The 22,608-nt window shown below is 60.4% G+C and carries 22 protein-coding genes; 8 read left to right on the forward strand and 14 right to left on the reverse strand.

Annotation, left to right across the window (positions count from 1 at the left end; translation table 11 throughout):
* Positions 1 to 4: 4 nt before the first annotated feature.
* The 5 genes from QMK52_RS02685 (at position 5) to QMK52_RS02705 (ending at position 3,502) form a co-directional block, all read left to right on the forward strand.
* Positions 5 to 1,498, forward strand: a complete 1,494-nt coding sequence (locus QMK52_RS02685) for an RNA polymerase factor sigma-54 (RefSeq protein ID WP_005784839.1) — start codon at positions 5 to 7, stop codon at positions 1,496 to 1,498.
* A 75-nt stretch (positions 1,499 to 1,573) separates the two neighbouring features.
* Entirely contained in the window at positions 1,574 to 1,879 is a 306-nt protein-coding gene (hpf, locus tag QMK52_RS02690; RefSeq protein ID WP_003171804.1) for a ribosome hibernation-promoting factor, HPF/YfiA family, read from the forward strand.
* A gap of 9 nt (positions 1,880 to 1,888) precedes the next feature.
* Positions 1,889 to 2,353: a PTS IIA-like nitrogen regulatory protein PtsN gene (gene ptsN / locus QMK52_RS02695; protein WP_005784836.1), complete on the forward strand. Its 465-nt coding sequence runs from the start codon at positions 1,889 to 1,891 to the stop codon at positions 2,351 to 2,353.
* A 2-nt stretch (positions 2,354 to 2,355) separates the two neighbouring features.
* On the forward strand, positions 2,356 to 3,213 hold the full coding sequence (gene rapZ / locus QMK52_RS02700; RefSeq protein WP_005784834.1) for an RNase adapter RapZ: 858 nt from the start codon (positions 2,356 to 2,358) through the stop codon (positions 3,211 to 3,213).
* Positions 3,214 to 3,229: 16 nt separating this feature from the next.
* Positions 3,230 to 3,502 (forward strand): HPr family phosphocarrier protein, encoded by a 273-nt coding sequence (locus QMK52_RS02705; protein ID WP_005784832.1) that lies wholly within the window; start codon positions 3,230 to 3,232, stop codon positions 3,500 to 3,502.
* Positions 3,503 to 3,523: 21 nt separating this feature from the next.
* On the opposite strand, the gene QMK52_RS02710 is transcribed toward QMK52_RS02705, so the two are convergent.
* The 6 genes from QMK52_RS02710 to pmbA form a co-directional block, all read right to left on the reverse strand.
* Positions 3,524 to 4,417, reverse strand: a complete 894-nt coding sequence (locus QMK52_RS02710) for a ZIP family metal transporter (protein WP_005784830.1) — start codon at positions 4,415 to 4,417, stop codon at positions 3,524 to 3,526.
* Between the two features lie 32 nt (positions 4,418 to 4,449).
* Positions 4,450 to 5,061 (reverse strand): superoxide dismutase, encoded by a 612-nt coding sequence (locus tag QMK52_RS02715; protein WP_005784828.1) that lies wholly within the window; start codon positions 5,059 to 5,061, stop codon positions 4,450 to 4,452.
* A gap of 1 nt (position 5,062) precedes the next feature.
* A complete protein-coding gene (locus QMK52_RS02720) occupies positions 5,063 to 5,491 on the reverse strand; it encodes a hypothetical protein (protein WP_005784824.1) in 429 nt (142 codons plus the stop codon).
* Between the two features lie 27 nt (positions 5,492 to 5,518).
* Positions 5,519 to 6,895, reverse strand: a complete 1,377-nt coding sequence (locus tag QMK52_RS02725) for a class II fumarate hydratase (RefSeq protein ID WP_320403793.1) — start codon at positions 6,893 to 6,895, stop codon at positions 5,519 to 5,521.
* Positions 6,888 to 7,283, reverse strand: coding sequence for a hypothetical protein (locus QMK52_RS02730; protein ID WP_005784820.1), 396 nt, complete (start codon positions 7,281 to 7,283; stop codon positions 6,888 to 6,890). The genes QMK52_RS02725 and QMK52_RS02730 overlap by 8 nt, the downstream gene beginning before the upstream one ends.
* A gap of 147 nt (positions 7,284 to 7,430) precedes the next feature.
* Entirely contained in the window at positions 7,431 to 8,777 is a 1,347-nt protein-coding gene (pmbA, locus tag QMK52_RS02735) for a metalloprotease PmbA (protein WP_005784818.1), read from the reverse strand.
* 108 nt (positions 8,778 to 8,885) lie between these two features.
* On the opposite strand from pmbA, the gene yjgA reads away from it, so the two are divergent.
* Positions 8,886 to 9,407 (forward strand): ribosome biogenesis factor YjgA, encoded by a 522-nt coding sequence (yjgA, locus tag QMK52_RS02740; RefSeq protein WP_005784816.1) that lies wholly within the window; start codon positions 8,886 to 8,888, stop codon positions 9,405 to 9,407.
* A 44-nt stretch (positions 9,408 to 9,451) separates the two neighbouring features.
* Here the strand turns inward: yjgA and tldD are convergent, their stop codons facing one another.
* From tldD to mreB, 8 genes are all read right to left on the reverse strand, one after another.
* The gene (tldD, locus tag QMK52_RS02745) at positions 9,452 to 10,894 is read right to left on the reverse strand and encodes a metalloprotease TldD (RefSeq protein WP_005784814.1); all 1,443 of its coding nucleotides are present in this window, start codon (positions 10,892 to 10,894) and stop codon (positions 9,452 to 9,454) included.
* A 16-nt stretch (positions 10,895 to 10,910) separates the two neighbouring features.
* Positions 10,911 to 11,759 carry a carbon-nitrogen hydrolase family protein gene (locus QMK52_RS02750; RefSeq protein ID WP_005784812.1) on the reverse strand — a complete coding sequence of 283 codons (849 nt, stop codon included), beginning with the start codon at positions 11,757 to 11,759 and terminating at the stop codon, positions 10,911 to 10,913.
* Positions 11,760 to 11,807: 48 nt separating this feature from the next.
* Positions 11,808 to 15,623 carry a YhdP family protein gene (locus tag QMK52_RS02755; protein ID WP_005784811.1) on the reverse strand — a complete coding sequence of 1,272 codons (3,816 nt, stop codon included), beginning with the start codon at positions 15,621 to 15,623 and terminating at the stop codon, positions 11,808 to 11,810.
* Between the two features lie 78 nt (positions 15,624 to 15,701).
* The gene (rng, locus tag QMK52_RS02760) at positions 15,702 to 17,159 is read right to left on the reverse strand and encodes a ribonuclease G (RefSeq protein WP_003188562.1); all 1,458 of its coding nucleotides are present in this window, start codon (positions 17,157 to 17,159) and stop codon (positions 15,702 to 15,704) included.
* Between the two features lie 70 nt (positions 17,160 to 17,229).
* Positions 17,230 to 17,826 carry a Maf family protein gene (locus QMK52_RS02765; RefSeq protein WP_005784808.1) on the reverse strand — a complete coding sequence of 199 codons (597 nt, stop codon included), beginning with the start codon at positions 17,824 to 17,826 and terminating at the stop codon, positions 17,230 to 17,232.
* Positions 17,827 to 17,876: 50 nt separating this feature from the next.
* On the reverse strand, positions 17,877 to 18,365 hold the full coding sequence (mreD, locus tag QMK52_RS02770) for a rod shape-determining protein MreD (protein ID WP_003188558.1): 489 nt from the start codon (positions 18,363 to 18,365) through the stop codon (positions 17,877 to 17,879).
* The gene (mreC, locus tag QMK52_RS02775; RefSeq protein ID WP_194440651.1) at positions 18,365 to 19,459 is read right to left on the reverse strand and encodes a rod shape-determining protein MreC; all 1,095 of its coding nucleotides are present in this window, start codon (positions 19,457 to 19,459) and stop codon (positions 18,365 to 18,367) included. Before mreC ends, mreD begins: the two co-directional genes overlap by 1 nt.
* Before the next feature lie 139 nt (positions 19,460 to 19,598).
* Positions 19,599 to 20,636, reverse strand: a complete 1,038-nt coding sequence (mreB, locus tag QMK52_RS02780; RefSeq protein ID WP_002555108.1) for a rod shape-determining protein MreB — start codon at positions 20,634 to 20,636, stop codon at positions 19,599 to 19,601.
* A 210-nt stretch (positions 20,637 to 20,846) separates the two neighbouring features.
* Here mreB and gatC point away from each other — a divergent pair, with 210 nt between their 5' ends.
* Positions 20,847 to 21,134, forward strand: a complete 288-nt coding sequence (gene gatC, locus QMK52_RS02785) for an Asp-tRNA(Asn)/Glu-tRNA(Gln) amidotransferase subunit GatC (protein ID WP_005784804.1) — start codon at positions 20,847 to 20,849, stop codon at positions 21,132 to 21,134.
* A 16-nt stretch (positions 21,135 to 21,150) separates the two neighbouring features.
* The gene (gene gatA / locus QMK52_RS02790) at positions 21,151 to 22,602 is read left to right on the forward strand and encodes an Asp-tRNA(Asn)/Glu-tRNA(Gln) amidotransferase subunit GatA (protein WP_194440129.1); all 1,452 of its coding nucleotides are present in this window, start codon (positions 21,151 to 21,153) and stop codon (positions 22,600 to 22,602) included.
* The last annotated feature ends 6 nt before the right edge of the window (positions 22,603 to 22,608 follow it).

Here is a 22,608-nt window from a genome sequence, read left to right on the forward strand (position 1 = left end):
TGCCATGAAACCATCGCTAGTCCTGAGAATGGGCCAGCAGCTGACGATGACACCGCAGCTGCAACAGGCCATCCGCCTGCTCCAATTGTCGACCCTGGACCTGCAGCAGGAAATCCAGGAGGCCCTGGAGTCCAATCCGATGCTCGAACGCCAGGAAGAAGGCGACGACTTCGACAATGCCGACCCACTGGCCGACAACATCGAGCAAAAACCCAATCCCGACGTGCAGGAACCCTCCTACCAGGAAACCGCCCCTACGGTGGACAACCTGGAAGAAGGCGAATGGAACGAACGCATTCCCAACGAGCTTCCCGTGGATACCGCATGGGAAGACGTGTACCAGACCAGCGCCAGCAGCCTGCCGAGCAATGATGATGACGAGTGGGACTTCACCACCCGCACCTCGGCTGGCGAGAGCCTGCAGAGCCACTTGCTGTGGCAACTCAACCTGGCGCCGATGTCGGACACTGATCGCCTGATCGCGGTTACCCTCATCGATTGCATCAATAACCAGGGTTACCTGGACGAAACCCTCGACGAGATCCTCGAAGCCTTCGACCCGGAACTGGACATCGAGCTGGACGAAATCGAAGCCGTCCTGCACCGCATCCAGCAATTCGAGCCCGCCGGCATCGGCGCCCGCACGCTCAGCGAGTGCCTGCTGCTGCAACTGCGCCAGTTGCCTGCCAAGACGCCATGGCTCGCCGAGGCCCAGCGCCTGGTCAGCGACTACATCGATCTGCTGGGTAGCCGCGACTACAGCCAGTTGATGCGCCGCATGAAGCTCAAGGAAGACGACTTGCGCCAGGTCATCGAGCTGGTGCAAAGCCTCAACCCGCGCCCCGGTTCGCAGATTGAATCCAGCGAAGCCGAATACGTGGTTCCCGACGTGATCGTGCGCAAGGACAACGAGCGCTGGCTGGTGGAGTTGAACCAGGAATCGGTGCCACGCCTGCGGGTCAACCCGCAATACGCAGGTTTTGTGCGCCGCGCCGATACCAGCGCCGACAATACCTTCATGCGCAACCAGTTGCAGGAAGCGCGGTGGTTCATCAAAAGCCTGCAAAGCCGCAACGAAACCCTGATGAAAGTCGCCACCCAGATCGTCGAGCACCAGCGCGGGTTCCTGGAATACGGCGACGAAGCCATGAAGCCGCTGGTGCTGCACGATATCGCCGAAGCGGTAGGCATGCATGAATCGACAATTTCCCGGGTAACCACGCAAAAATTCATGCATACCCCCCGTGGTATTTATGAGCTGAAATACTTTTTCTCCAGTCACGTCAGCACCTCCGAAGGCGGCGAATGCTCGTCCACGGCGATCCGCGCGATCATCAAAAAACTGGTTGCCGCGGAAAATCAGAAAAAGCCGTTGAGTGACAGCAAGATCGCTGGTTTACTGGAGGCACAAGGCATTCAGGTCGCCCGTCGAACCGTCGCCAAGTACCGCGAGTCCCTTGGGATCGCGCCTTCCAGCGAGCGTAAGCGGTTGATGTGACGGGCGGGCCACAGCGTTCCAGTGGTGGGTATTCCTGCCCACCGCTTTATGCACTGGCAACGAAGGAGAAGCTGTATGCAAGTCAACATCAGTGGACACCAGCTGGAAGTCACCAAGCCCCTGCGTGAATACACCGAGAGCAAGCTGAACAAGCTTGCGGGGCATTTTGACAAGATCACCAACGTGCAGGTCATCATGGAGGTCGATAAGCTCAAGCAGAAAATCGAGGCCACCCTGCACGTACCGAATGCCAAGCTCGTTGCCAATGCAGAACATGAAGACATGTACGCGGCGATTGACTCGCTCTACGACAAGCTCGACCGCCAACTCATAAAGCATAAGGAAAAGAATCTGCACCTGATGCAAGGTACAGGTCGTTAACCCTCCCCCATGATCCAACTTCAAACCATCCTGACCCCCGGCCGTTCCCTTGTGAACGTGCCGGGCGGCAGTAAAAAGCGCGCCCTGGAACAAATTGCCAACCTGATCAGCAGCCAAGTGCCTGAGCTGGAGATGCAAGATGTTTTCGAGGCTCTGATTGCCCGTGAAAAACTCGGCTCCACCGGTTTTGGCAACGGCATCGCTATTCCTCACTGCCGTCTCGAAGGCTGCGAGACCCCGGTCAGCGCCTTGCTGCACCTGGAAAAACCCATCGACTTCGACGCCATCGACGGTGCTCCGGTTGACCTGCTATTCGTGCTGCTGGTCCCGCAAGCCGCCACAGATGCGCATCTGGAACTGCTCCGGCAGATAGCCAGTATGCTCGACCGCAAGGAAGTACGTGACAAGTTGCGCAGTGCCAAAAGCAACGAGGCGCTGTATCAGGTCGTCCTGGATGAACAAAACGGGCAGTAATCATGCGTTTGATCATCGTCAGCGGCCGCTCCGGCTCAGGTAAAAGCACCGCCCTCAATGTGCTTGAGGACAACGGTTTCTATTGTATCGACAACCTGCCGGCCGGCCTGCTGCCGGAGTTGGCGGAGCGCGCCCTTATCCACACCGAGCTGGCGCAGCCGCTGGTCGCTGTGTCTATCGACGCCCGCAACCTGCCCAGCCACCTCTCGCGATTCCCGGAACTGCTGGAAGAAGTGCGCGCCAAGCACATTCATTGCGATGTGCTGTACCTGGATGCCGATGAAGAAACCCTGCTCAAGCGTTTCTCCGAAACCCGTCGACGCCACCCACTCAGCAGCGCCAACCGCTCCCTGGCCGAAGCCATTGAAGACGAGACCAAACTGCTGGGGCCGATCATTGATCTGGCCGACCTGAAGATCAACACCACCAGCCTGAACCTGTACCAGTTGCGTGACGCGATCAAGTTGCGCCTGCTGAATCAGCCCGAGCCGGGCACGGCGTTCCTGGTCGAGTCGTTTGGCTTCAAGCGTGGCATGCCGGTCGATGCCGACCTGGTGTTCGATGTGCGCTGCCTGCCCAACCCTTACTGGAAGCCGGAATTGCGCGATCAGTCGGGGCTGGATCAGCCCGTCGCCGACTACCTCGCCGCGCAGCCAGATGTGGAAGAGATGTTCCAGGACATCTCCAGCTACCTGCTTAAATGGTTGCCGCGTTTTGCCGCGAGCAATCGGGCGTATGTCACCATTGCCATTGGCTGCACGGGTGGCCATCACCGCTCGGTTTACCTGACTGAGCGGCTAGGCCAGGTGCTGCAACAAACCCTCAAGAATGTACAGGTTCGCCACCGCGACCTTAGCTGAAAGGAACACCTGCGCGATGCCCGCTCTGGAAATTGAAATCATCAACAAGCTGGGCCTGCACGCCCGGGCGTCGGCAAAGTTCGTCGGCGTGGCTGGAAAGTTTCCCTGCCAGATCCGCGCCGGGCGCACCCCGGAGTCCATGGTCGATGGCAAGAGCATCATGGCGATGATGATGCTGGCAGCTGGCAAGGGCACCACGATTCATCTGCGCACTGAAGGCGAGCAAGAGCAGGAAGCGATGGACGCTTTGGTTGGGCTGATCAACAACAAGTTCGATGAAGGCGAATAACCGCCGATGCGAGAGCTGGCTTCAGCCCAACGCCGTATCCATCACCATCATCAGGCAAAACCCGATACACAACCCCAGGCTGGCGAGCTTTTCGTGACCGTTGCGACGCGATTCGGGGATCACTTCATGGGTCACTACCAACAACATCGCACCGGCGGCCAGCGCCAACCCCAAGGGAAGCAACACCTCGGCCAGGCTCACCAGCCAGGCGCAGAGCACCGCAAATACCGGTTCAACCAATCCTGATGCGGCGCCGATCAGGAACGCCTTGATCCGCGACATCCCCGCCCCAGCCAATACCAGCGCGATCACCAAGCCCTCGGGTACATCCTGCAAGGCAATGCCCATGGCGAGACTGTCAGCATCCGCCATCCCTCCTCCCGCGGAGACGCCCACTGCCATGCCCTCGGGAATGTTGTGCGCAATGATGGCGAACACAAACAGCCAGATGCGCGGCGGGATCACCGGCTTATCCGGCGTCCCCACCAGCATCTCCGGGCTGGCGCCGGAGACCTTGCGATCCACCAGATACAACCCGAATGCGCCCAGCATGATGCCGAAGCTGATCAGCCCACCCGCCCCCCACGGCGAAAGCCCCAGGCCTTCAGCCGCTGCGATACCCGGCACGACCAGGGAAAAAGCGGTCGCTGCGAGCATCACACCTGCACCGAAGCCCAGCAAGGTATCGCTCAACGCTACCGGCATCCGCCGAATCACCAGGACCGGCACCGCGCCCAGCGCCGTACCGAGCGCGCAAATCGCGCCGCCCTGCAACGCGCGCAGGATACGCGGCTCAAGGTCCAACCAGGCCAGCCCATGGGCCACCAGCAATGCAGTCCCTGCCAATAACAGCAGTGAACCGAACGCATAACGGAACATTCGCACGCTGCTGATCGCCAGTGTTTCAGTGCCCATAATCGCCCTTAGATCTTGTTTTAGAGTGAATGTCAGGCCAAGGCGGCCTGGTAGCGGGCAGCAACTTCCGGCCAGTTAATTACGCTGTAGAACGCATTGATGTATTCAGGGCGACGGTTCTGGTAACGCAAATAGTAGGCATGTTCCCAGACGTCCAGACCGAGGATTGGCGTGTTGCCACTCATCAGCGGGCTGTCCTGGTTGCCGCTGCTTTCCACGACCAGTGTGTTTTGCGGGGTGACGCTCAACCAGGCCCAGCCACTGCCGAAGCGGGTCAGCGCAGCCTTGGTGAATGCCTCCTTGAAACTGTCAAAACCGCCCAATTGCTCATCGATAGCCTTGCCCAGCGCGCCTTCGGGTTTACCACCCCCTGTAGGTGACATGACCGCCCAGAACAACGAATGGTTTGCATGGCCGCCTCCTTGATTGACCACGGCAACGCGTAACTTCTCCGGTAGTTTCTGCACGCTGGACACCAGCTTCTCCACCGGCCAACCAGCGAATTCCGTGCCCTCCACGGCAGCATTCAGATTATTGATGTAAGTCTGGTGATGCTTGGTGTAGTGAATCTCCATGGTTTGCGCATCGATATGCGGCTCAAGGGCGTCATAGGCGTAAGGCAGGGCCGGCAGGGTGTAAGTCATATCAATGTGCTCCATAGTGAGACGAGGTCGACTGCGGCGCAGCATCGCCCAGCAACCGGTGGGTGCGGGGGTACTCGCCGTGATCGCTGATGAAATTCAACAGCTCGACGTAGGTCTTGCTGCTCTGGCGCAACGCCGCCTCGCGCAACTGCGGGTTAAGGCGCGGGTCCTGCATGGTCTGCAACAATCGCTGGTGAATGGCGCAGAGGTATTCCGCGCTTTCCTCAGGTTGATTCAGGCGCAAGTGCAGGTCCGCCAGGTTGTGATGGGAAATGACACAAGCCGCCACTGCTTCGTCGGCATCCGCCCAGCGTTCGAACAACACTTGGGCCAGGGCCAGGGCTTGCAGATAAGCTTCGCGAGCATCCACCAGCTCGCCCGCCATAAAGCAGCGATTGGCCCGTTCGATCGTACGTTTCCAGTGCTCCATGGTGAGCCTCCAAAGCAGGGTGGTTAATTACACGCCGCCAGCCGTGAGCTTTTCCGGGTCCAGCAGGACTTCCAGTTGGCTGCGCGGCAGGTCGGTGTGCTCAAGGGCGACCTCGATGACCGGGCGGCCTTGCTGGTAAGCCTTCTTGGCAATTTCAGCGGCCTTCTGGTAACCAATGATCGGGTTAAGGGCGGTGACCAGGATCGGGTTGCGCGACAGTGCTTCTTTGAGCTTGGCTTGGTTGACCTTGAAGCTGGCAATGGCCTTGTCCGCCAGCAAACGACTGGAGTTGGCCAGCAACTCGAGGCTGCTGAGCAGGTTCTGGGCGATGATCGGCAGCATCACGTTCAGCTCGAAGTTGCCCGATTGACCGGCAACTGTGATGACGGTGTCATTGCCGATGACCTGCGCGGCCACCATTGCCGTAGCTTCCGGGATCACAGGGTTGACCTTGCCGGGCATGATCGACGAGCCCGGCTGCAACCCCTCCAGCTCGATTTCACCGAGGCCGGCCAAGGGGCCGGAGTTCATCCAGCGCAGGTCGTTGGCAATCTTCATCAGCGATACAGCCGTGGCCTTCAACTGGCCTGAGACTGCGACGGCAGTGTCCTGGGAGCCAATCAATGCAAAGAGGTCCTTGCCGGGCGCGAACTTCACCCCGGTCAAATGGCTCAGTTGCTGGCTGAAACGCCCGGCAAATTCAGGATGCGCGTTGATCCCGGTGCCCACCGCTGTGCCGCCCTGGGCCAGTGCCTGCAAGGCCGGAAGCAGGTCCTGCAAGTGCCCGATATTGGCCTTGAGCTGCTGCGCCCAGCCATGGAGCACCTGGCTCATGCGCACCGGCATGGCGTCCATCAAGTGGGTACGGCCGGTCTTGATGAACGGATGCACCTCTTCGGCCTTCTGCTCGATCACCTGCACCAGGTGCAGCAGGGCTGGCAGCGTTTGCTCATGCAGTACCAAGGCGGCGCTGACGTGAATGGTGGTGGGGATAATGTCGTTGCTGCTTTGGCCGCAGTTGACGTGATCGTTAGGGTTGACCACCTCGCCAAGCAAACGGCTGGCAAGGGTCGCAATCACTTCATTGGCGTTCATGTTGGAGCTGGTGCCGGAACCGGTCTGGAAGATATCCACCGGGAAGTGCTGCATGTAGTCGCCTTCGAGCAAGCCTTGGGCGGCGTCGACAATGGCCTTGCCCTGCCCTTCGCTGATCTGCTTGAGGTCGACGTTGACCTTGGCCGCGGCTGTCTTGGCCAGGATCAGGGCGCGGATGAATTGCGCCGGCATACGCTGATGACTGATCGGGAAGTTGTTCACCGCTCGCTGGGTTTGCGCGCCATACAACGCGTTTTGCGGCACATGCAGCTCGCCCATGCTGTCGCGTTCGATACGGGTGTTACTCATCATTAGATCCTTGCACCAAGTCAGAAACGGAAATCGAAGGCAGTAATTCACAGGTAGCCAACTGCCAGGCAAAGGTCTGCCAGCGCTTGAGGCGGCAGGCACACTGGGAGAGCTTTTCCAGGTCGCGCAGCGGGCGCCACGCTTGATCCAGGCACATCGAACGCCAATGCCAGGGCAGCGCGATATCGCTGGCGGTGTCGATCAGCAGGCGGAATGAAGTTTCGGCGATCGTCCACGGATGGGTCGCGGTGCAGCAGGCCAGGTATCGACCTTCATTGAGGTAATGTTCGATCAGGCGAGGTTCATTGGGATCGAAGCCACAGCGAATCTGGCGGCTCATCCAGCGCCAGCTTTCCAGATACGGATCCTCATGCAGGACAGAACTCATGATCCACACTCATTCGGTAATGATATTTATTATTAAATGATATTGAGAATCAAAACAAGAGTGGCCGATTAATACCCCTGTGACATGGGCAATAAAAAAGGCGCGCCATCCTTGGGATGGCGCGCCTTTCCTTGAGTGCCGGAGAGGTTAGCTACCGGCGACCGTCATTCGCTCGATCAGCACAGACCCCGTGCGGATATTGCTGCGCAACTCCAGATCATTACCCACAGCGACAATCTGCTTGAACATATCGCGCATGTTGCCGGCGATCGTCACTTCCTGGACGGCGAATTGAATTTCGCCATTTTCCACCCAGAAACCTGCCGCGCCCCGTGAGTAATCACCTGTGACCATATTCAGGCCCTGGCCCATCAACTCAGTCACCAGCAAGCCGCGCCCCATGCGCCGCAGCAATGCAGCCTGGTCTTCGTCGCCATGGGTCACGAACAGGTTATGCACGCCACCGGAGTTGGCGGTACTCGGCAGGCCAAGCTTGCGACCGGCATAGGTACCCAACACATAGGAGACCAGCTCACCATTTTCGACAAACGGCTTGGCATAGGTCGCCAGGCCATCACCGTCGAACGACGAACTGCCCATCGCACGCATCAAATGCGGGCGCTCATCGATGGTCAGCCACTCAGGAAACAGCTTTTGGCCGATTGCGCCTTCAAGGAATGACGATTTGCGATAGAGGTTGCCACCGGAAATCGCCCCCAAAAAGCTACCGAACAAACCACCGGCCAGTTCCGCAGAAAACAGCACCGGCACTTCGCACGTCGGCACCGGGCGCGCGCCCAGGCGACTGGCGGCACGCTGTGCAGCCCGTTGGCCAATGCTGACGGGGTCCGCCAGCAAATCGCCCTGGCGGTTCACGTCGTACCAGTAGTCACGCTGCATCTGGCCGTTGGCTTCGGCGATCATCACGCAACTGAGGCTGTGACGCGTGGACGCATAACCGCCGATGAAACCATGGCTGTTGCCGTACACACGGCAGCCCTGGTGAGTGCTCAGCGTGGTGCCATCAGCATTCTTGATCCGAGGGTCGGTATCGAAGGCCGCCGCTTCGCAGATCAGCGCTTGTTCAATGGCTTGCTCCGGGGTGATGTCCCAGGCGTGGAACAGGTCGAAATCCTGCACGTCCCTGGCCATCAGCGCCTTGTCGGCCAGCCCCGAGCTTTCATCCTCGGAGGTGTGCTTGGCAATCGCCAACGCAGCGGCGACGGTCTCGCGAATCGCTTCCGGGCCGCTGGCCGAGGTGCTGGCCGAGCCTTTGCGCTGGCCTGCGTACAAGGTGATGCCAAACCCCTGGTCGCGGTTGAACTCGACCGTTTCCACTTCCCGCTGGCGCACCGAAGTCGACAGCCCCTGCTCCAGCGACACCGCCACTTCACAGGCGCTGGCCCCCTGGCGCTTGGCCTCGGCGAGGATCTGCTCGACTTGTTCCTGCAGTGCCGGTAACGCTTGCGGACCGACGCTTTGGGCTGCACTCATGGTTTTCTCCACTCAAATTCTGCTTTCGGTTAAGGCCATCGAGCGACCGGGCCGGACAAGCGGCCCCCGACTGGTTATCATGGCGGCGTTTCTTTGCGGACTGCCACCATGGTTGATTCTTACGACGACTCCCTCGATGGGGAGAAAAGCAAAACCCAGGTCAAACGCGAGCTGCATGCTTTGGTTGACCTCGGCGAGCGCCTTACAACGCTCAAAAAGGATTTGATTGCCAAACTGCCATTGACCGACGAAATGCGCCGGGCCCTGGCTGATGCGCCCAAGCACACCGCGAATATCGCGCGCAAACGGCACATCTCGTTTATCGGCAAACTGATGCGCGATCAGGACATTGACGCCATTCTGACCTTGCTTGATCAAACCGATGCCTCCACTCGCCAGTACAACGAACGCTTCCATAACCTGGAACGTTGGCGTGACCGCCTGATCGCGGGCGATGACGCCGTGCTGGAGAAATTCGTGATGGACTACCCGGATGCGGACCGCCAGCAATTGCGCTCCCTGATCCGTCAGGCCCAGCACGAGCAGGCGCACAACAAAGCGCCGGCCACCAGCCGTAAAATCTTCAAGTACATCCGTGAGCTGGACGAGACTCAACGCGGCCTGCGCTGATCCTCTTCCCCGGGTGGCGGCCTTCGCCACCCGAAGCTCCGTCCTTACGACCCCGTGCCACCCACGGTGATCGCATCAATTTTCAGGGTTGGCTGCCCCACGCCTACCGGCACTGACTGCCCATCCTTCCCGCATGTGCCCACGCCGCTGTCCAGCGACAGGTCGTTACCGACCATCGAAACCTTGCTCATGGCCTCCGGCCCGTTACCAATCAAGGTCGCCCCTTTGACCGGCGCGGTAATCTTGCCGTCTTCGATCAGGTACGCCTCGCTGGTGGAGAACACGAACTTGCCGCTGGTGATGTCGACCTGGCCACCGCCCAGATTGGCGCAATAGATGCCGCGTTTCACCGAGGCGATGATTTCCGCCGGATCGCTTTCGCCACCGAGCATGTAGGTATTGGTCATGCGTGGCATCGGCAAATGCGCGTAGGACTCACGACGGCCGTTACCGGTGCGCGCCACGCCCATCAGGCGAGCGTTGAGCTTGTCTTGCATATAGCCCTTGAGCACGCCGTTTTCGATCAGGGTGGTGCATTCGGTCGGTGTGCCTTCGTCATCGACGCTCAGCGAACCACGGCGCCCGGCCAGCGTGCCGTCGTCCACGATGGTGCAGAGCTTGGACGCAACCATCTCACCCATTCGCCCGCTGTAGGCCGAACTGCCCTTGCGGTTGAAGTCGCCTTCCAGCCCGTGGCCGACGGCTTCGTGGAGCAACACGCCAGACCAACCCGAGCCCAGCACCACCGGCAAGGTGCCGGCCGGTGCAGGGATGGCTTCGAGGTTGACCAATGCCTGACGCAGCGCCTCACGGGCATAGCCCATGGCACGGTCGTCAGCAAGGAAGTAACGGTAGTCGGTGCGCCCGCCGCCGCCATGGCCACCGCGCTCGCGGCGACCGTTCTGTTCAACGATCACACTCACATTGAAACGCACCAGCGGCCGTACATCCGCCGCCAGCCCGCCGTCGGTGGAGGCAACGAGGATGCGCTCCCACACACCGGCCATGCTTACGGTTACCTGCTGGATACGCGGGTCCAGGGCACGGGTAGCCGCGTCCACACGCTTGAGCAGCTCGACCTTTTCCGCACGGCTGATCACTTCCAACGGGTTATCCGGCGCATACAACTGCGCTACATCCTGGGTGCTGAACGCCTGTACCGTGCCATTTTGCCCGGCACGGGAGATCGAGCGTGCCGCACGCGCCGCCAGGCCCAGGGCTTCAAGAGTGATTGCATTGCTGTAGGCAAAGCCGGTTTTTTCACCCGATTGCGCACGCACGCCAACGCCCTGATCAAGGTTGAAACTGCCTTCCTTGACGATGCCATCTTCCAGGGCCCAGGACTCGGAAATCTGTCCCTGGAAATACAGGTCGGCCGCATCGATACCTGGCCCGGCCAGGTCGCCCAGCACGGTCTGCAGACTTTCGATGGTCACGCCACCGGGCGCCAGGAGGTGTTCACTGACTGAGGACAACAACTCGCTCATAGGTTTGGCCTTAAATTCATCGTTCTGAAGCAGGCCGCTGCGCGCCCTGCGAGAAAAAGCGCCGGTGGTTCGCCACCGGCATGCGCGTCCGTATCGACGCTTGTTCACCGCTATCGCGTTCGGCCAGTAGCACCGCTTCGCCTTGATCCTGTTGCGCCAGCACCCGACCCCAAGGGTCGATGATCGCCGCGTGGCCAAAGGTTTCACGTGGGCCTGGGTGCACACCGCCTTGGGCCGCTGCCAGCAGGTAGCACTGGGTTTCAATGGCCCGCGCCCGAATCAGCACATCCCAATGGGCGGCCCCAGTCACCGCCGTAAAGGCCGAGGGCGCGGTAATCAATTCAGCCCCCGCAGCGCGTAATTCGCTGTACAGCTCGGGAAAGCGCAAGTCATAGCACACCGTCAGCCCCACGCGGCCCACTGGCGTATCCGCCACCACTACATTGCTTCCAAAAGCATAGTCGTCGGATTCGCGGTAGCGACCGCGAGCATCCGCTACGTCCACATCAAACAAGTGGAGCTTGTCATAGCGAGCGACGATTTCACCCTGATCATTGATCAGCAGCGAGCAAGCGTTGGCCTTGGCGTGGGGTTGGTCCCTGGGCGGCAGCGGCAACGTGCCGGCCACTATCCATAAGGTGAGGTCGCGGGCGGCCTGTTTCAACCATGGCAGGATCGGGCCTTCACCCAATGCTTCGGCGCGGCCAATGTCGGCCACGTCACGGCGTCCCATGGCGGCGAAGTTCTCCGGCAAAACCGCGAGTTTCGCGCCGTTTGCCGCCGCCTGCTCCAGCAGGCGGCGTGCCTGGGCGAGGTTGGCCAGCACGTCACTCTGGCTGACCATTTGGATTACTGCAAAGGACATGGGCCGACACTCCAGACAAGGCATGGGGCCATGCTACTCCACAGGCTCTCAGTTTGGCTTTTCAAATGGCTTGTCGAAGGTGATTTTCGGATCCTTCCAAGGGCCTTGCACCTTGTACTGCACACTGGCAAAGCGCGAAACCCGATCACCGATCAGCTTGTCGATCAGGAACAACGCACCACCGATGGCCGGCGCACCGACAATCAGCGCCGCGATAGGCAGGTTGTTGGTCACCGGCAACGTGACCAGCAGCTTGGCGTCGACGCGATCGGCGACCAGATCCAGGGTGCCGTTAAGCTCAAGATTGGTCGAGGGTCCGGTCATGGTGATGGGCTCACGGGTCACGAACACACCATTACTGGCGGCCAGCAAGCCCTTGACTCGGTCATAGCTCAAGCCTTTGCCAAACAGGTCGGAAAAGTCCAAACGCAAACGCCGGCCAATGGAGTTGAAGTTAAGCAGGCCAAACACCCGCAATGCCTGGGCGCCCCCTTCCACTTCAACGAACTGACCTTTACGGAATGCCGCATCCAGGCTACCGGAAAAGCGCTTGGGCCCAACCCAGGCCGGTGAGCCCGGCCAACGGCCATCCACGTCCAGATGGAAATCCTCACTGGTCACCGTAGGCGCAAAACCCCAGCCCTTGAGCACATCGGCGATATTTCTGCCATCGAGGCGGCCCTTGTACCAACTGCTGCTGGCGCCCGGCGCGCCTTCCCAGCCACCGGCGCCCTTGAGCAGCATCCCCTTGAGGCCCAGGTCCAGGTTATTGAAGGCCAGGCCCTTGGTGGTCGGACGAATCCGCAGCGACCATGCCCCTATCAGATCGGGGCCCTGGAACAGCTGGTCAATGGCGATGTCCAGTGCCGGGATGCTTTTGGGGTCGATATCGGCCAGCGGGTCCGGTGCGTTTTCGTCGGCCTGCGCTGTCGGGTCCACCGCGGGCAATTTGACGTACTTGAGGTTGATCGCAATCGGCGCGCCCTTGGCATCGGGCAGGTTCACCGTGCCCTTGGCTTGCTGGCTGTCGAGTTGCAGGCCCCAGGCAGCCGGCTTGCGATCAAGCTGCAACTTGACCTGGTCAAACCGGGTACCAAACCCGGTCAGCTTGCCTACCCTGAAGTCGGCGCTACTGAGCAGTTGCTTGGCATTGCCACCTGGGTCGTTACCCGCGTAGCGGTCCACGAGTTTTTTCCAGGGATCGATATCCAGTTCCGACAGCACGCCACGAATGCGCAAGCCCTTGGCCCCGGGCAACAGCGCGTCACCGTCGCCGAGGAACAATTCGCCACGGCCGTTATTGAAGTTGTCCGGCGGCGCCGCAAAGGTGAAATTCGCCAGCTCGCCGTAATCAAACCAGTAACGTCGCTCAGCGCCCTGCAACGTCATGCGAAAGGTGCTGTCACGTCCCTGGCTGGCCGGCATGCCGAACGGCGCCGGCAGATCCACCGCAACACCCTTGAGGTTGGAGTTGACCATCAACTGACTGTCCGCACCGTCCAGAATAACCTGCAACTGGTAAGGAATATCGCCGGATACCGGCAACGGCTGACTGACGTTCAGCCAATCCGTCAGGCGCTTGACCGCCACCTGGCCCTTGGCAGTCACGCGGGTGCTGATATTGCCCGGCTTGCCCTCGGCGAAGATCTGCGCAGTGACAGGTTGCTCGAATGCCCGGGCCGAGATGTTCTGACCGCTCAGGCCCTTGGCGCTATCGAAGCGAAAATCACCCTTGAGCTGGGTGAGGTCCAAGGGCGGCTCAGCCAATTGCAGGCGTGCCTTGTCGGTCTTGAAGTCCACCACGATCTTGGGCTCGGTGCCCTTGGCCAGGGGAACGTCGAGGTCCAGGCTACCTTGCAGGTCACCCTCGCCTTTCCAGCCGGCGAACGTGGACGCGGTACCGATGGGCGCTTCCTGAAGAATTTTCAGGCCATCACCCAAGCCACCGGAAAACCCGCCGGTGAGCAACAGATGACTGTCCTTGCCGGCCGGTGCGTGGGGAATATTGACGTACACATCCTTGACCCGGGTGTCGAGCAACTGCCCCTTGCTCGCCAGGATGCGCACGCCGCTTTCCTCGACGAACACTTCACCATTGACCTTGTTCACATGGGGCCAACCCGGCTGGAAGGCCAGTTCGGCATCATGCACCTTGAAGAACAGGCTGATATTGCGCGACGCAGGCAGGGCGTTGTGGCTCAGCGACCCCTGGTACTGGAAGAAGCCTTCATCCACTGCACCTTTGAGAATCGCCGTACGCAGCCACTCATCCAGCGCCGGGCTCAACACGGCTGGCAAGTATTTGGGGGTAAAACGGCCATCGCCATCGACCATGCCGACCCGCAGGTCCATGTAGTCTTCCTGGCTATGATCAAAATGCAGGCGAATCAGAAAGTCCGCCGCGACCTTGCCCTCTTCGCCCAGCACCTTGATGTACGGAGCGATCAGGGTGAAACCCTGTTTGTCGAGTTTCCAGGTCAGGCGTGCATTGGCCTGGATGTACTGCCAGGGCTTGGCGAAGATGGGGAACAGATGCAGGGAAAAATCCTTGCTGTCCATGCGCAGTTCGCCATGGCCCAGGTCGCCACTGATGCTGCCGGACACATTACGCGCGGCCGGCGCACCGAAATACGCGTCGAAACCGACGCGCTCAAGGTTCGCGGCAAAACTGACTTTCTGGTCGGTGGTGTCCTGAGGGCGGAAATCCACCAGCACATTACGCAACAAGCCAGTGGCCTTGAGATGCTCGACAGTCTTGGCGAAACCTTCGGGCAAGGGCGCCAAGGCATTGAGCAGCGGCGTGATCGGCGTCAGGTCAAGACGATCGGCCTGCAACTTCCACACTTCCTGTTCTTTATCGGTCGCAAGGCTTTGCTGCAATTGAATGCGCGACTCCCAGCGGGTGTCGCCAATGTTCATTGCCAGCGAATCGAACAGCACTTCAAGGCCCCTGTCACTGCGTTGCAGGTAGGCCGTCAGCGCCAGATTCTCCAGATGCACGGGCTTGCGGTCGGCGTAGCTGCCCTTCACTTGCGGCGAGTTGAGGCGAACCGCAGCGCTTTGCACGGTGCCTTTGGCCCAACTGAGCCAAAACTCACCGCCGGCCTTGAACTGCGTGAGTTTCCATTGCTGGGTCAGCCGGGCGGGAATCCATTTGGCCCAGTCGCTTTGCGGCAGGCTCAGGTAGCCGTCGATCTCTGCGTCCTTCCACTGGCTGGCGCGAATACGGCTACGCAGGCTGACAGCAAGCGGCTGGCCATCGGGCAAGGTCAGCCGTGCATCCAGACGCTGATGGCTCATGCCGGTATGCAGGCTCAGGCCTACATAGGTCACGGTCACCGGCGCCTGATCGAAGGGTTGCAAGGTAACTTGACTGTCCAGCACCGACACGCGCTTGATCATTTGCATGCGCGTCAGCAACTGTTGCGGGTCCAGCGGCTGGTCGTCCTGAACCGGCAAGCCTTGCAGCGTCCAGCGGCCGTCCTTGTCTTCCTTGACGCTCAGTTGCAGGCCGCTGACTTGAAGGTGGGCGATGCGCACTTCACGGGCCAACAGGCTGGCCCATATATCCGGCACCACTTCCACCTGGTCCAGGCGCAGGGCACTGCTGCCCTCGCCGACCATCACATCGTGGGCCAGCAATACCGGGGCAAACCCGCTCCAGCGGCCTTCAAGGCTGCCGATATGCAGCGGTGTATCCACTGCAGCCTGGGCCTTGGCTTCGATTTCGGCGCGATATTCGGCGACCAATGGGGTCAATTCACGCCCCAGGCTTACGTACACCGCCGCCAATACCAGCAGCAACGCACACAGGCCCAAGCCCCAGCGGGTCAAAGCGGCAAAAAAGCGTATCAGACGCTCCATGTCAGGCGACCCTCAAAAAACAGTTGGCGGACGGCGGATCAAGGTCCGCCGGTCTCGAATAAGGCAAGCAATTGGGGATCAGAGCAGCACCACGTCGTATTGTTCCTGGGAATACATGGTTTCGACCTGGAAGCGAATCGTGCGACCGATAAAGCTCTCCAGCTCCGCGACGTTCCCCGACTCTTCGTCCAGCAGGCGATCGACCACTTTCTGGTTGGCAAGCACTCTATAACCCTCGGCCTGATAGGCACGTGCCTCACGCAGGATTTCGCGGAAAATTTCGTAGCAAACGGTTTCCGGGGTTTTCAATTTACCCCGCCCCTGGCAACTGCTGCACGGCTCGCACAGCACCTGCTCAAGGCTTTCGCGGGTGCGCTTGCGGGTCATCTGCACCAGGCCCAGCTCGGTGATGCCGATGATGTTGGTCTTGGCGTGATCGCGCTCCAGCTGCTTTTCGAGGGTGCGCAATACCTGGCGCTGGTGCTCCTCATCTTCCATGTCGATGAAGTCGATGATGATGATGCCACCGAGGTTGCGCAGACGCAGTTGGCGAGCGATCGCCGTGGCGGCTTCCAGGTTGGTCTTGAAGATGGTCTCTTCGAGGTTGCGATGGCCCACGAATGCGCCGGTGTTGACGTCGATGGTGGTCATGGCTTCGGCCGGGTCCACCACCAGGTAGCCGCCGGATTTGAGCGGCACCTTGCGCTCCAGGGCTTTCTGGATTTCGTCTTCAACGCCATACAGGTCGAAGATCGGCCGCTCGCCGGGGTAGTGCTCCAGGCGGTCGGCAATTTCCGGCATCAGCTCGGCAACAAATTGCGTGGTGCGCTGGAAGGTTTCCCGCGAGTCGATACGGATTTTCTCAATTTTCGGGCTGACCAGGTCACGCAGCGTACGCAGCGCCAGGCCCAGGTCTTCATAGATGACGCTGGGCGCGCCAATGGTTTTGATCTGTGCGTCGATCTGGTCCCACAGGCGCCGCAGGTAGCGGATATCCATAAGGATCTCATCAGCGCCTGCGCCTTCGGCGGCGGTACGCAGGATAAACCCGCCCGCTTCCTTGATGCCCTCGGCAGCCACGCAGTCGCTGACCACCTTTTTCAGGCGTTCACGCTCGGCTTCGTCTTCGATCTTCAGGGAAATGCCGACATGGGCCGTGCGCGGCATGTACACCAGGTAGCGCGAGGGAATCGACAACTGGGTGGTCAAGCGTGCGCCCTTGGAGCCGATAGGGTCCTTGGTGACTTGCACCACCAGACTCTGCCCTTCATGCACCAGGGCGCTGATGCTTTCCACCGCAGGGCCTTCGCGCAGGGAAATTTCCGACGCATGAATGAATGCTGCACGGTCCAGACCGATGTCGACAAATGCTGCCTGCATACCTGGCAGTACGCGCACCACCTTGCCTTTATAGATATTGCCGACGATCCCACGCTTCTGGGTGCGCTCGACATGCACTTCTTGCAGAACACCGTTCTCTACCACCGCCACGCGCGATTCCATCGGCGTGATATTGATCAGAATCTCTTCACTCATGGCTGGGTCTCGTTCAGGCGTTTTCACAATAGTGACCGATCGCTCAAGGCTTGGCGCTGGAATACGGCGTTCAGCGCACGGTAAGGTTTTGCCAACAGGGTATGCCGAATTGGGCGAGCAGTTGCGCGGTTTCGCACACGGGCAGGCCAACCACCGCAGAATAACTGCCATTGAGGCCGGCAACGAACACCGAACCCAGGCCCTGGATAGCATAGCCGCCGGCCTTGTCCTGCGGTTCGCCACTGTGCCAGTAGGTTGTAGCCTCTTCGACAGAAACCTGGCGAAAACGTACAAGACTGCTTACATATCGAGTTTCGCAGCGCTGGCCGTCGGTGAGGGCAATCGCGGTGAGCACTTCATGCTCGCGGCCCGAAAGGGCCATCAGCATTGCCAGCGCGTCGGCCTGGTCCACCGGTTTGCCCAGGATCTGGCCGTCAATAATCACCGCCGTATCGGCGCCCAGGACACAGGCGCCGGAGGTTTGGCCAAGCGCAATAAAACCCGCCGTTGCCTTGCCGCGTGCAAGACGCTCGACATAGGCAACGGCAGGTTCGTGGGTAAGCGGTGTTTCATCAATCGCGGCGCTGACTAGGGTGAAAGGCACACCGATCTGGGTCAGCAGCTCACGTCGCCGCGGGGAGCCCGAGGCCAGATAAAGCGAAATCATTGCAGCCTCTCCCTGTTGGGTTCGATAACCAGGCAGAGCCTCGCAACCATTCAATTGATTTTATAGCGACGACGCAGCCCACGCAGGCCAAAACTGATCCAGGGCCACAGCAGTGCACTGACCAGGGCCGGCAAGACCAGCGCCAGCGTAGGCTGACGGTTGCCGGTCAAGGCGCTCAGCCACAGTTGTACCAGCTGCGCCAGACCGAAGATCACCAGGATCACCAGGCACTGCTGCCACATAGGGAACATGCGCAGGCGCTGTTGCAACGACAGCACAAGGAAAGTGATCAGGGTCAGGATCAACGCATTCTGGCCCAGCAAGGTGCCATAGAGCACATCCTCCGCCAAGCCCAGGCACATCGCCGTGACCATGCCCACCTTGTGCGGCAGGTTCAAAGACCAGAACGCCAGCAGCAAGGCCAGCCAGAGCGGGCGCAGGATTTCCATGAATTGCGGCAGCGGCGAAACGCTGAGCAGCAAGCCAATAGCGAAAGTCAGCCAGACGATCCAGCCATTGCGCGAATGAGTACCGGCCATTATTCCTCCCTCTGCCGTGTGGTGGCCGGAGCGGTTGTCGCAGGCCTCGCAGGCGCGGTGGTCGCCGCCGGTTTAGCCGGGCGAGCACTCTGTGCAGCAGGCTTGGCTGGTGTGGCGACAGGCGCTGCGGTTGCCGGAACGGCCGGCGCAGGCGCTGGTGGCCCGACGAAAGCCGGTTTGGGCACAGTGGCGGGGACGACCGGCGTGGTGCCGTTCTGCTTGTCTTCGGCTTCCTGGGCCTGGGCGGCGTCGTTGGCGCGCTCTTCCGGGGTTCGATTGTCGCTGAACACCAGCAGCAGGTAACGGCTGCGGTTGAGGGCAGCCGTCGGCACCGCCCGCACGATAGCGAATGGTTGGCCAGAATCGTGGATCACTTCCTTGACCGTCGCCACCGGGTAGCCGGCCGGGAAGCGCTGGCCCAGGCCGGAGCTGACCAGCAGGTCGCCTTCCTTGATATCCGCAGTGTCGGCAACATGGCGCAGTTCGAGGCGTTCGGGGTTGCCAGTACCGCTGGCAATCGCGCGCAAGCCGTTGCGGTTGACCTGCACCGGAATGCTGTGGGTCGTGTCCGTCAGCAGCAGGACGCGGGAGGTGTAGGGCATCAACTCCACCACCTGGCCCATCAGGCCACGGGCATCAAGCACCGGCTGGCCGAGGACCACACCGTCGCGCTCCCCCTTATTGATGATGATGCGATGAGTGAACGGGTTGGGATCCATGCCGATCAGCTCGGCCACTTCAACCTTTTCATTGACCAACGCGGAAGAATTGAGCAACTCGCGCAGCCGAACGTTCTGCTCGGTGAGGGCCGCCAGCTTTTGCATGCGCCCCTGCAACAGCAGGTTTTCAGTCTTGAGTTTTTCGTTCTCGGCGATCAGCTCGGTGCGGCTGCCAAATTGGCTGGCCACGCCCTGGTAGAGACGTTGTGGCAGGTCGGTGATCCAGTAGGTCTGCATCAACACCAGCGACATCTGGCTACGCACGGGCTTGAGCAGTGCAAAGCGGGCATCGACCACCATCAGCGCGACCGAAAGCACGGTCAGCACCAATAAGCGCACGCCCAATGAGGGGCCTTTGGCGAAAAGCGGTTTAATAAGCCGCTCCTCCCAGGCAAATGTTCTCTTTATTCATACGGCATCAAACCGGCCTGGATGCAGATTGAAGAAGATAAACGCCAACAGGCAGCACTGCAAAGTGCTGCCTGCCGACCAAGCATGAACCATCCAGGCAATCTTATTCGCTGGAGAGCAGGTCCATGGTGTGTTTATCCATCATTTCCAGCGCACGACCACCACCACGAGCAACGCAGGTCAGCGGGTCTTCGGCGACGATCACCGGCAGACCGGTTTCCTGGGCCAGCAGCTTGTCGAGGTCGCGCAGCAAGGCGCCACCACCGGTCAGCACCAGGCCACGCTCGGCGATATCGGAAGCCAGCTCCGGCGGCGACTGCTCCAGGGCACTCTTCACGGCCTGAACGATGGTGGCCAGGGACTCTTGCAGAGCTTCCAGCACTTCATTGGAATTCAGGGTGAAGGCACGTGGAACGCCTTCGGCCAGGTTGCGACCGCGAACATCGACTTCGCGAACTTCGCCGCCCGGGTAGGCGGTGCCGATTTCCTGCTTGATGCGCTCGGCGGTGGATTCGCCGATCAGGCTGCCGTAGTTGCGACGTACATAGGTGATGATCGCTTCGTCGAAACGGTCGCCACCCACACGCACGGATTCGGCATACACCACACCGTTCAGGGAAATCAGGGCGATTTCGGTAGTACCACCACCGATATCCACCACCATCGAGCCGCGGGCTTCTTCAACCGGCAGGCCGGCACCGATCGCAGCCGCCATCGGCTCTTCGATCAGGAACACTTCGCGGGCACCGGCGCCAAGGGCCGACTCACGGATGGCACGACGCTCAACCTGGGTGGACTTGCACGGAACGCAGATCAGCACACGAGGGCTGGGCTGCAGAAAACTGTTTTCGTGAACCTTGTTGATGAAGTACTGCAGCATCTTCTCGCAGACGCTGAAATCGGCGATCACGCCATCCTTCATCGGACGAATGGCAGCAATGTTGCCTGGTGTACGGCCGAGCATACGCTTGGCCTCGGTGCCAACGGCAACGACACTTTTCTGATTACCATGGGTCCGAATGGCCACAACCGATGGCTCATTCAGAACGATACCGCGCTCGCGCACGTAAATAAGGGTGTTGGCAGTGCCCAGGTCAATGGAAAGATCGCTGGAAAACATGCCACGCAGTTTCTTGAACATGGGAAAGGGACCCTAGGCAACGCGTGGGTAAAAAAGTGCGGCAAACTCTAACAACGACAGGGATTTTGGGCAAGGCGCCAATGTGCTAAATTGGCCGACTTTCTGTGCACCAACCCCCACAATCGCGGCCATATGACCGTAGAAATGCGGTAGTGTTCCGACAATCTAACACACGGACGCCTTCCGTTCTGTTTTCCACTGGAGAATCCCATGGCGCTTGAACGCTCCGACGTGGAAAAAATCGCGCATCTGGCCTCGCTTGGCCTCAATGACGCCGATCTTCCACAGACCACCGCAGCCCTGAACAGCATTCTCGGGCTGGTTGACCAAATGCAGGCTGTCGATACCGACGGCATCGAGCCCCTGGCTCACCCGCTGGAAGCCAGTCAGCGCCTGCGCGCAGACGTCGTGACCGAGCGCAATAACCGCGAGGCCTACCAGTCCATCGCGCCAGCGGTCGAAAACGGCCTGTACCTGGTTCCGAAAGTCATCGACTAAAGGGAAAGAGCCTTTCATGCATCACATGACTCTGGCCGAGATCGCCCGCGGTCTCGCCGACAAAACGTTTTCCAGCGAAGAGCTGACCAAGACCCTGCTTGCGCGTATCGCCGAGCACGACCCCAAGGTCAACAGCTTCATCAGCCTCACCCAAGAGCTGGCCCTGAGCCAGGCCAAGGCCGCCGACGCACGTCGCGCCAACGGTGAAAACAACCCTCTGCTGGGCGCCCCCATCGCCCACAAGGACCTGTTCTGCACCCAGGGCATTCGCACCAGCTGCGGCTCGAAGATGCTCGACAACTTCAAGGCGCCCTATGACGCCACCGTGGTCTCCAAGCTGGCCGCCGCCGGGGCTGTGACCCTGGGCAAGACCAACATGGACGAATTCGCCATGGGTTCGGCCAACGAGTCGAGCTACTACGGCGCGGTGAAAAACCCGTGGAACCTTGAGCACGTGCCCGGTGGTTCGTCCGGTGGCTCGGCTGCGGCCGTGGCCGCACGCTTCCTGCCCGCCGCTACGGCGACCGACACCGGTGGTTCGATCCGCCAGCCGGCCGCGTTCACCAATCTCACCGGCCTGAAGCCGACCTACGGTCGCGTTTCCCGCTGGGGCATGATCGCCTACGCCTCAAGCCTGGATCAGGGCGGCCCTCTGGCACGCACCGCCGAAGACTGTGCAATATTGTTACAAGGCATGGCAGGCTTCGATAAACAGGACTCCACCAGCATCGATGAGCCCGTGCCGGACTACAGCGCCAGCCTGAATACCTCGCTCAAGGGCCTGCGCATCGGCGTGCCGAAAGAGTATTTCAGCGCCGGCCTCGACCCGCGTATCGCCGAACTGGTGCAAAACAGCATCAAAGAGCTGGAAAAGCTGGGCGCCGTGATCAAGGAAATCAGCCTGCCGAACAACCAGCACGCGATTCCCGCCTACTACGTGATCGCGCCGGCAGAGGCGTCTTCCAACCTGTCGCGCTTCGACGGCGTGCGCTTCGGCTATCGCTGCGAGAACCCGAAAGACCTCACCGACCTGTACAAACGCTCCCGTGGCGAAGGCTTCGGCAGTGAAGTCCAGCGCCGGATCATGGTCGGCGCCTATGCCCTGTCCGCCGGCTACTACGACGCGTACTACCTCAAGGCGCAGAAAATCCGTCGCCTGATCAAGAACGACTTCATGGCCGCCTTCGAAGAAGTCGACGTGATCCTCGGCCCGACCACGCCGAACCCGGCCTGGAAGATCGGCGCCAAGACCGGCGACCCGATCGCCGAGTACCTGGAAGACCTCTACACCATTACCGCCAACCTCGCGGGCCTGCCGGGCTTGTCCATGCCTGCCGGTTTCGTCGACGGCTTGCCGGTTGGCGTGCAATTGCTCGCCCCGTACTTCCAGGAAGGCCGCCTGCTCAATGTGGCGCACCAGTACCAGTTGCACACCGACTGGCACACCCGCACCCCTACCGGCTTCTGAGGAGAA

The sequence above is a fragment of the Pseudomonas sp. P9_2 genome (assembly GCF_034008255.1).
GTDB classification, from domain to species: domain Bacteria; phylum Pseudomonadota; class Gammaproteobacteria; order Pseudomonadales; family Pseudomonadaceae; genus Aquipseudomonas; species Aquipseudomonas synxantha_A.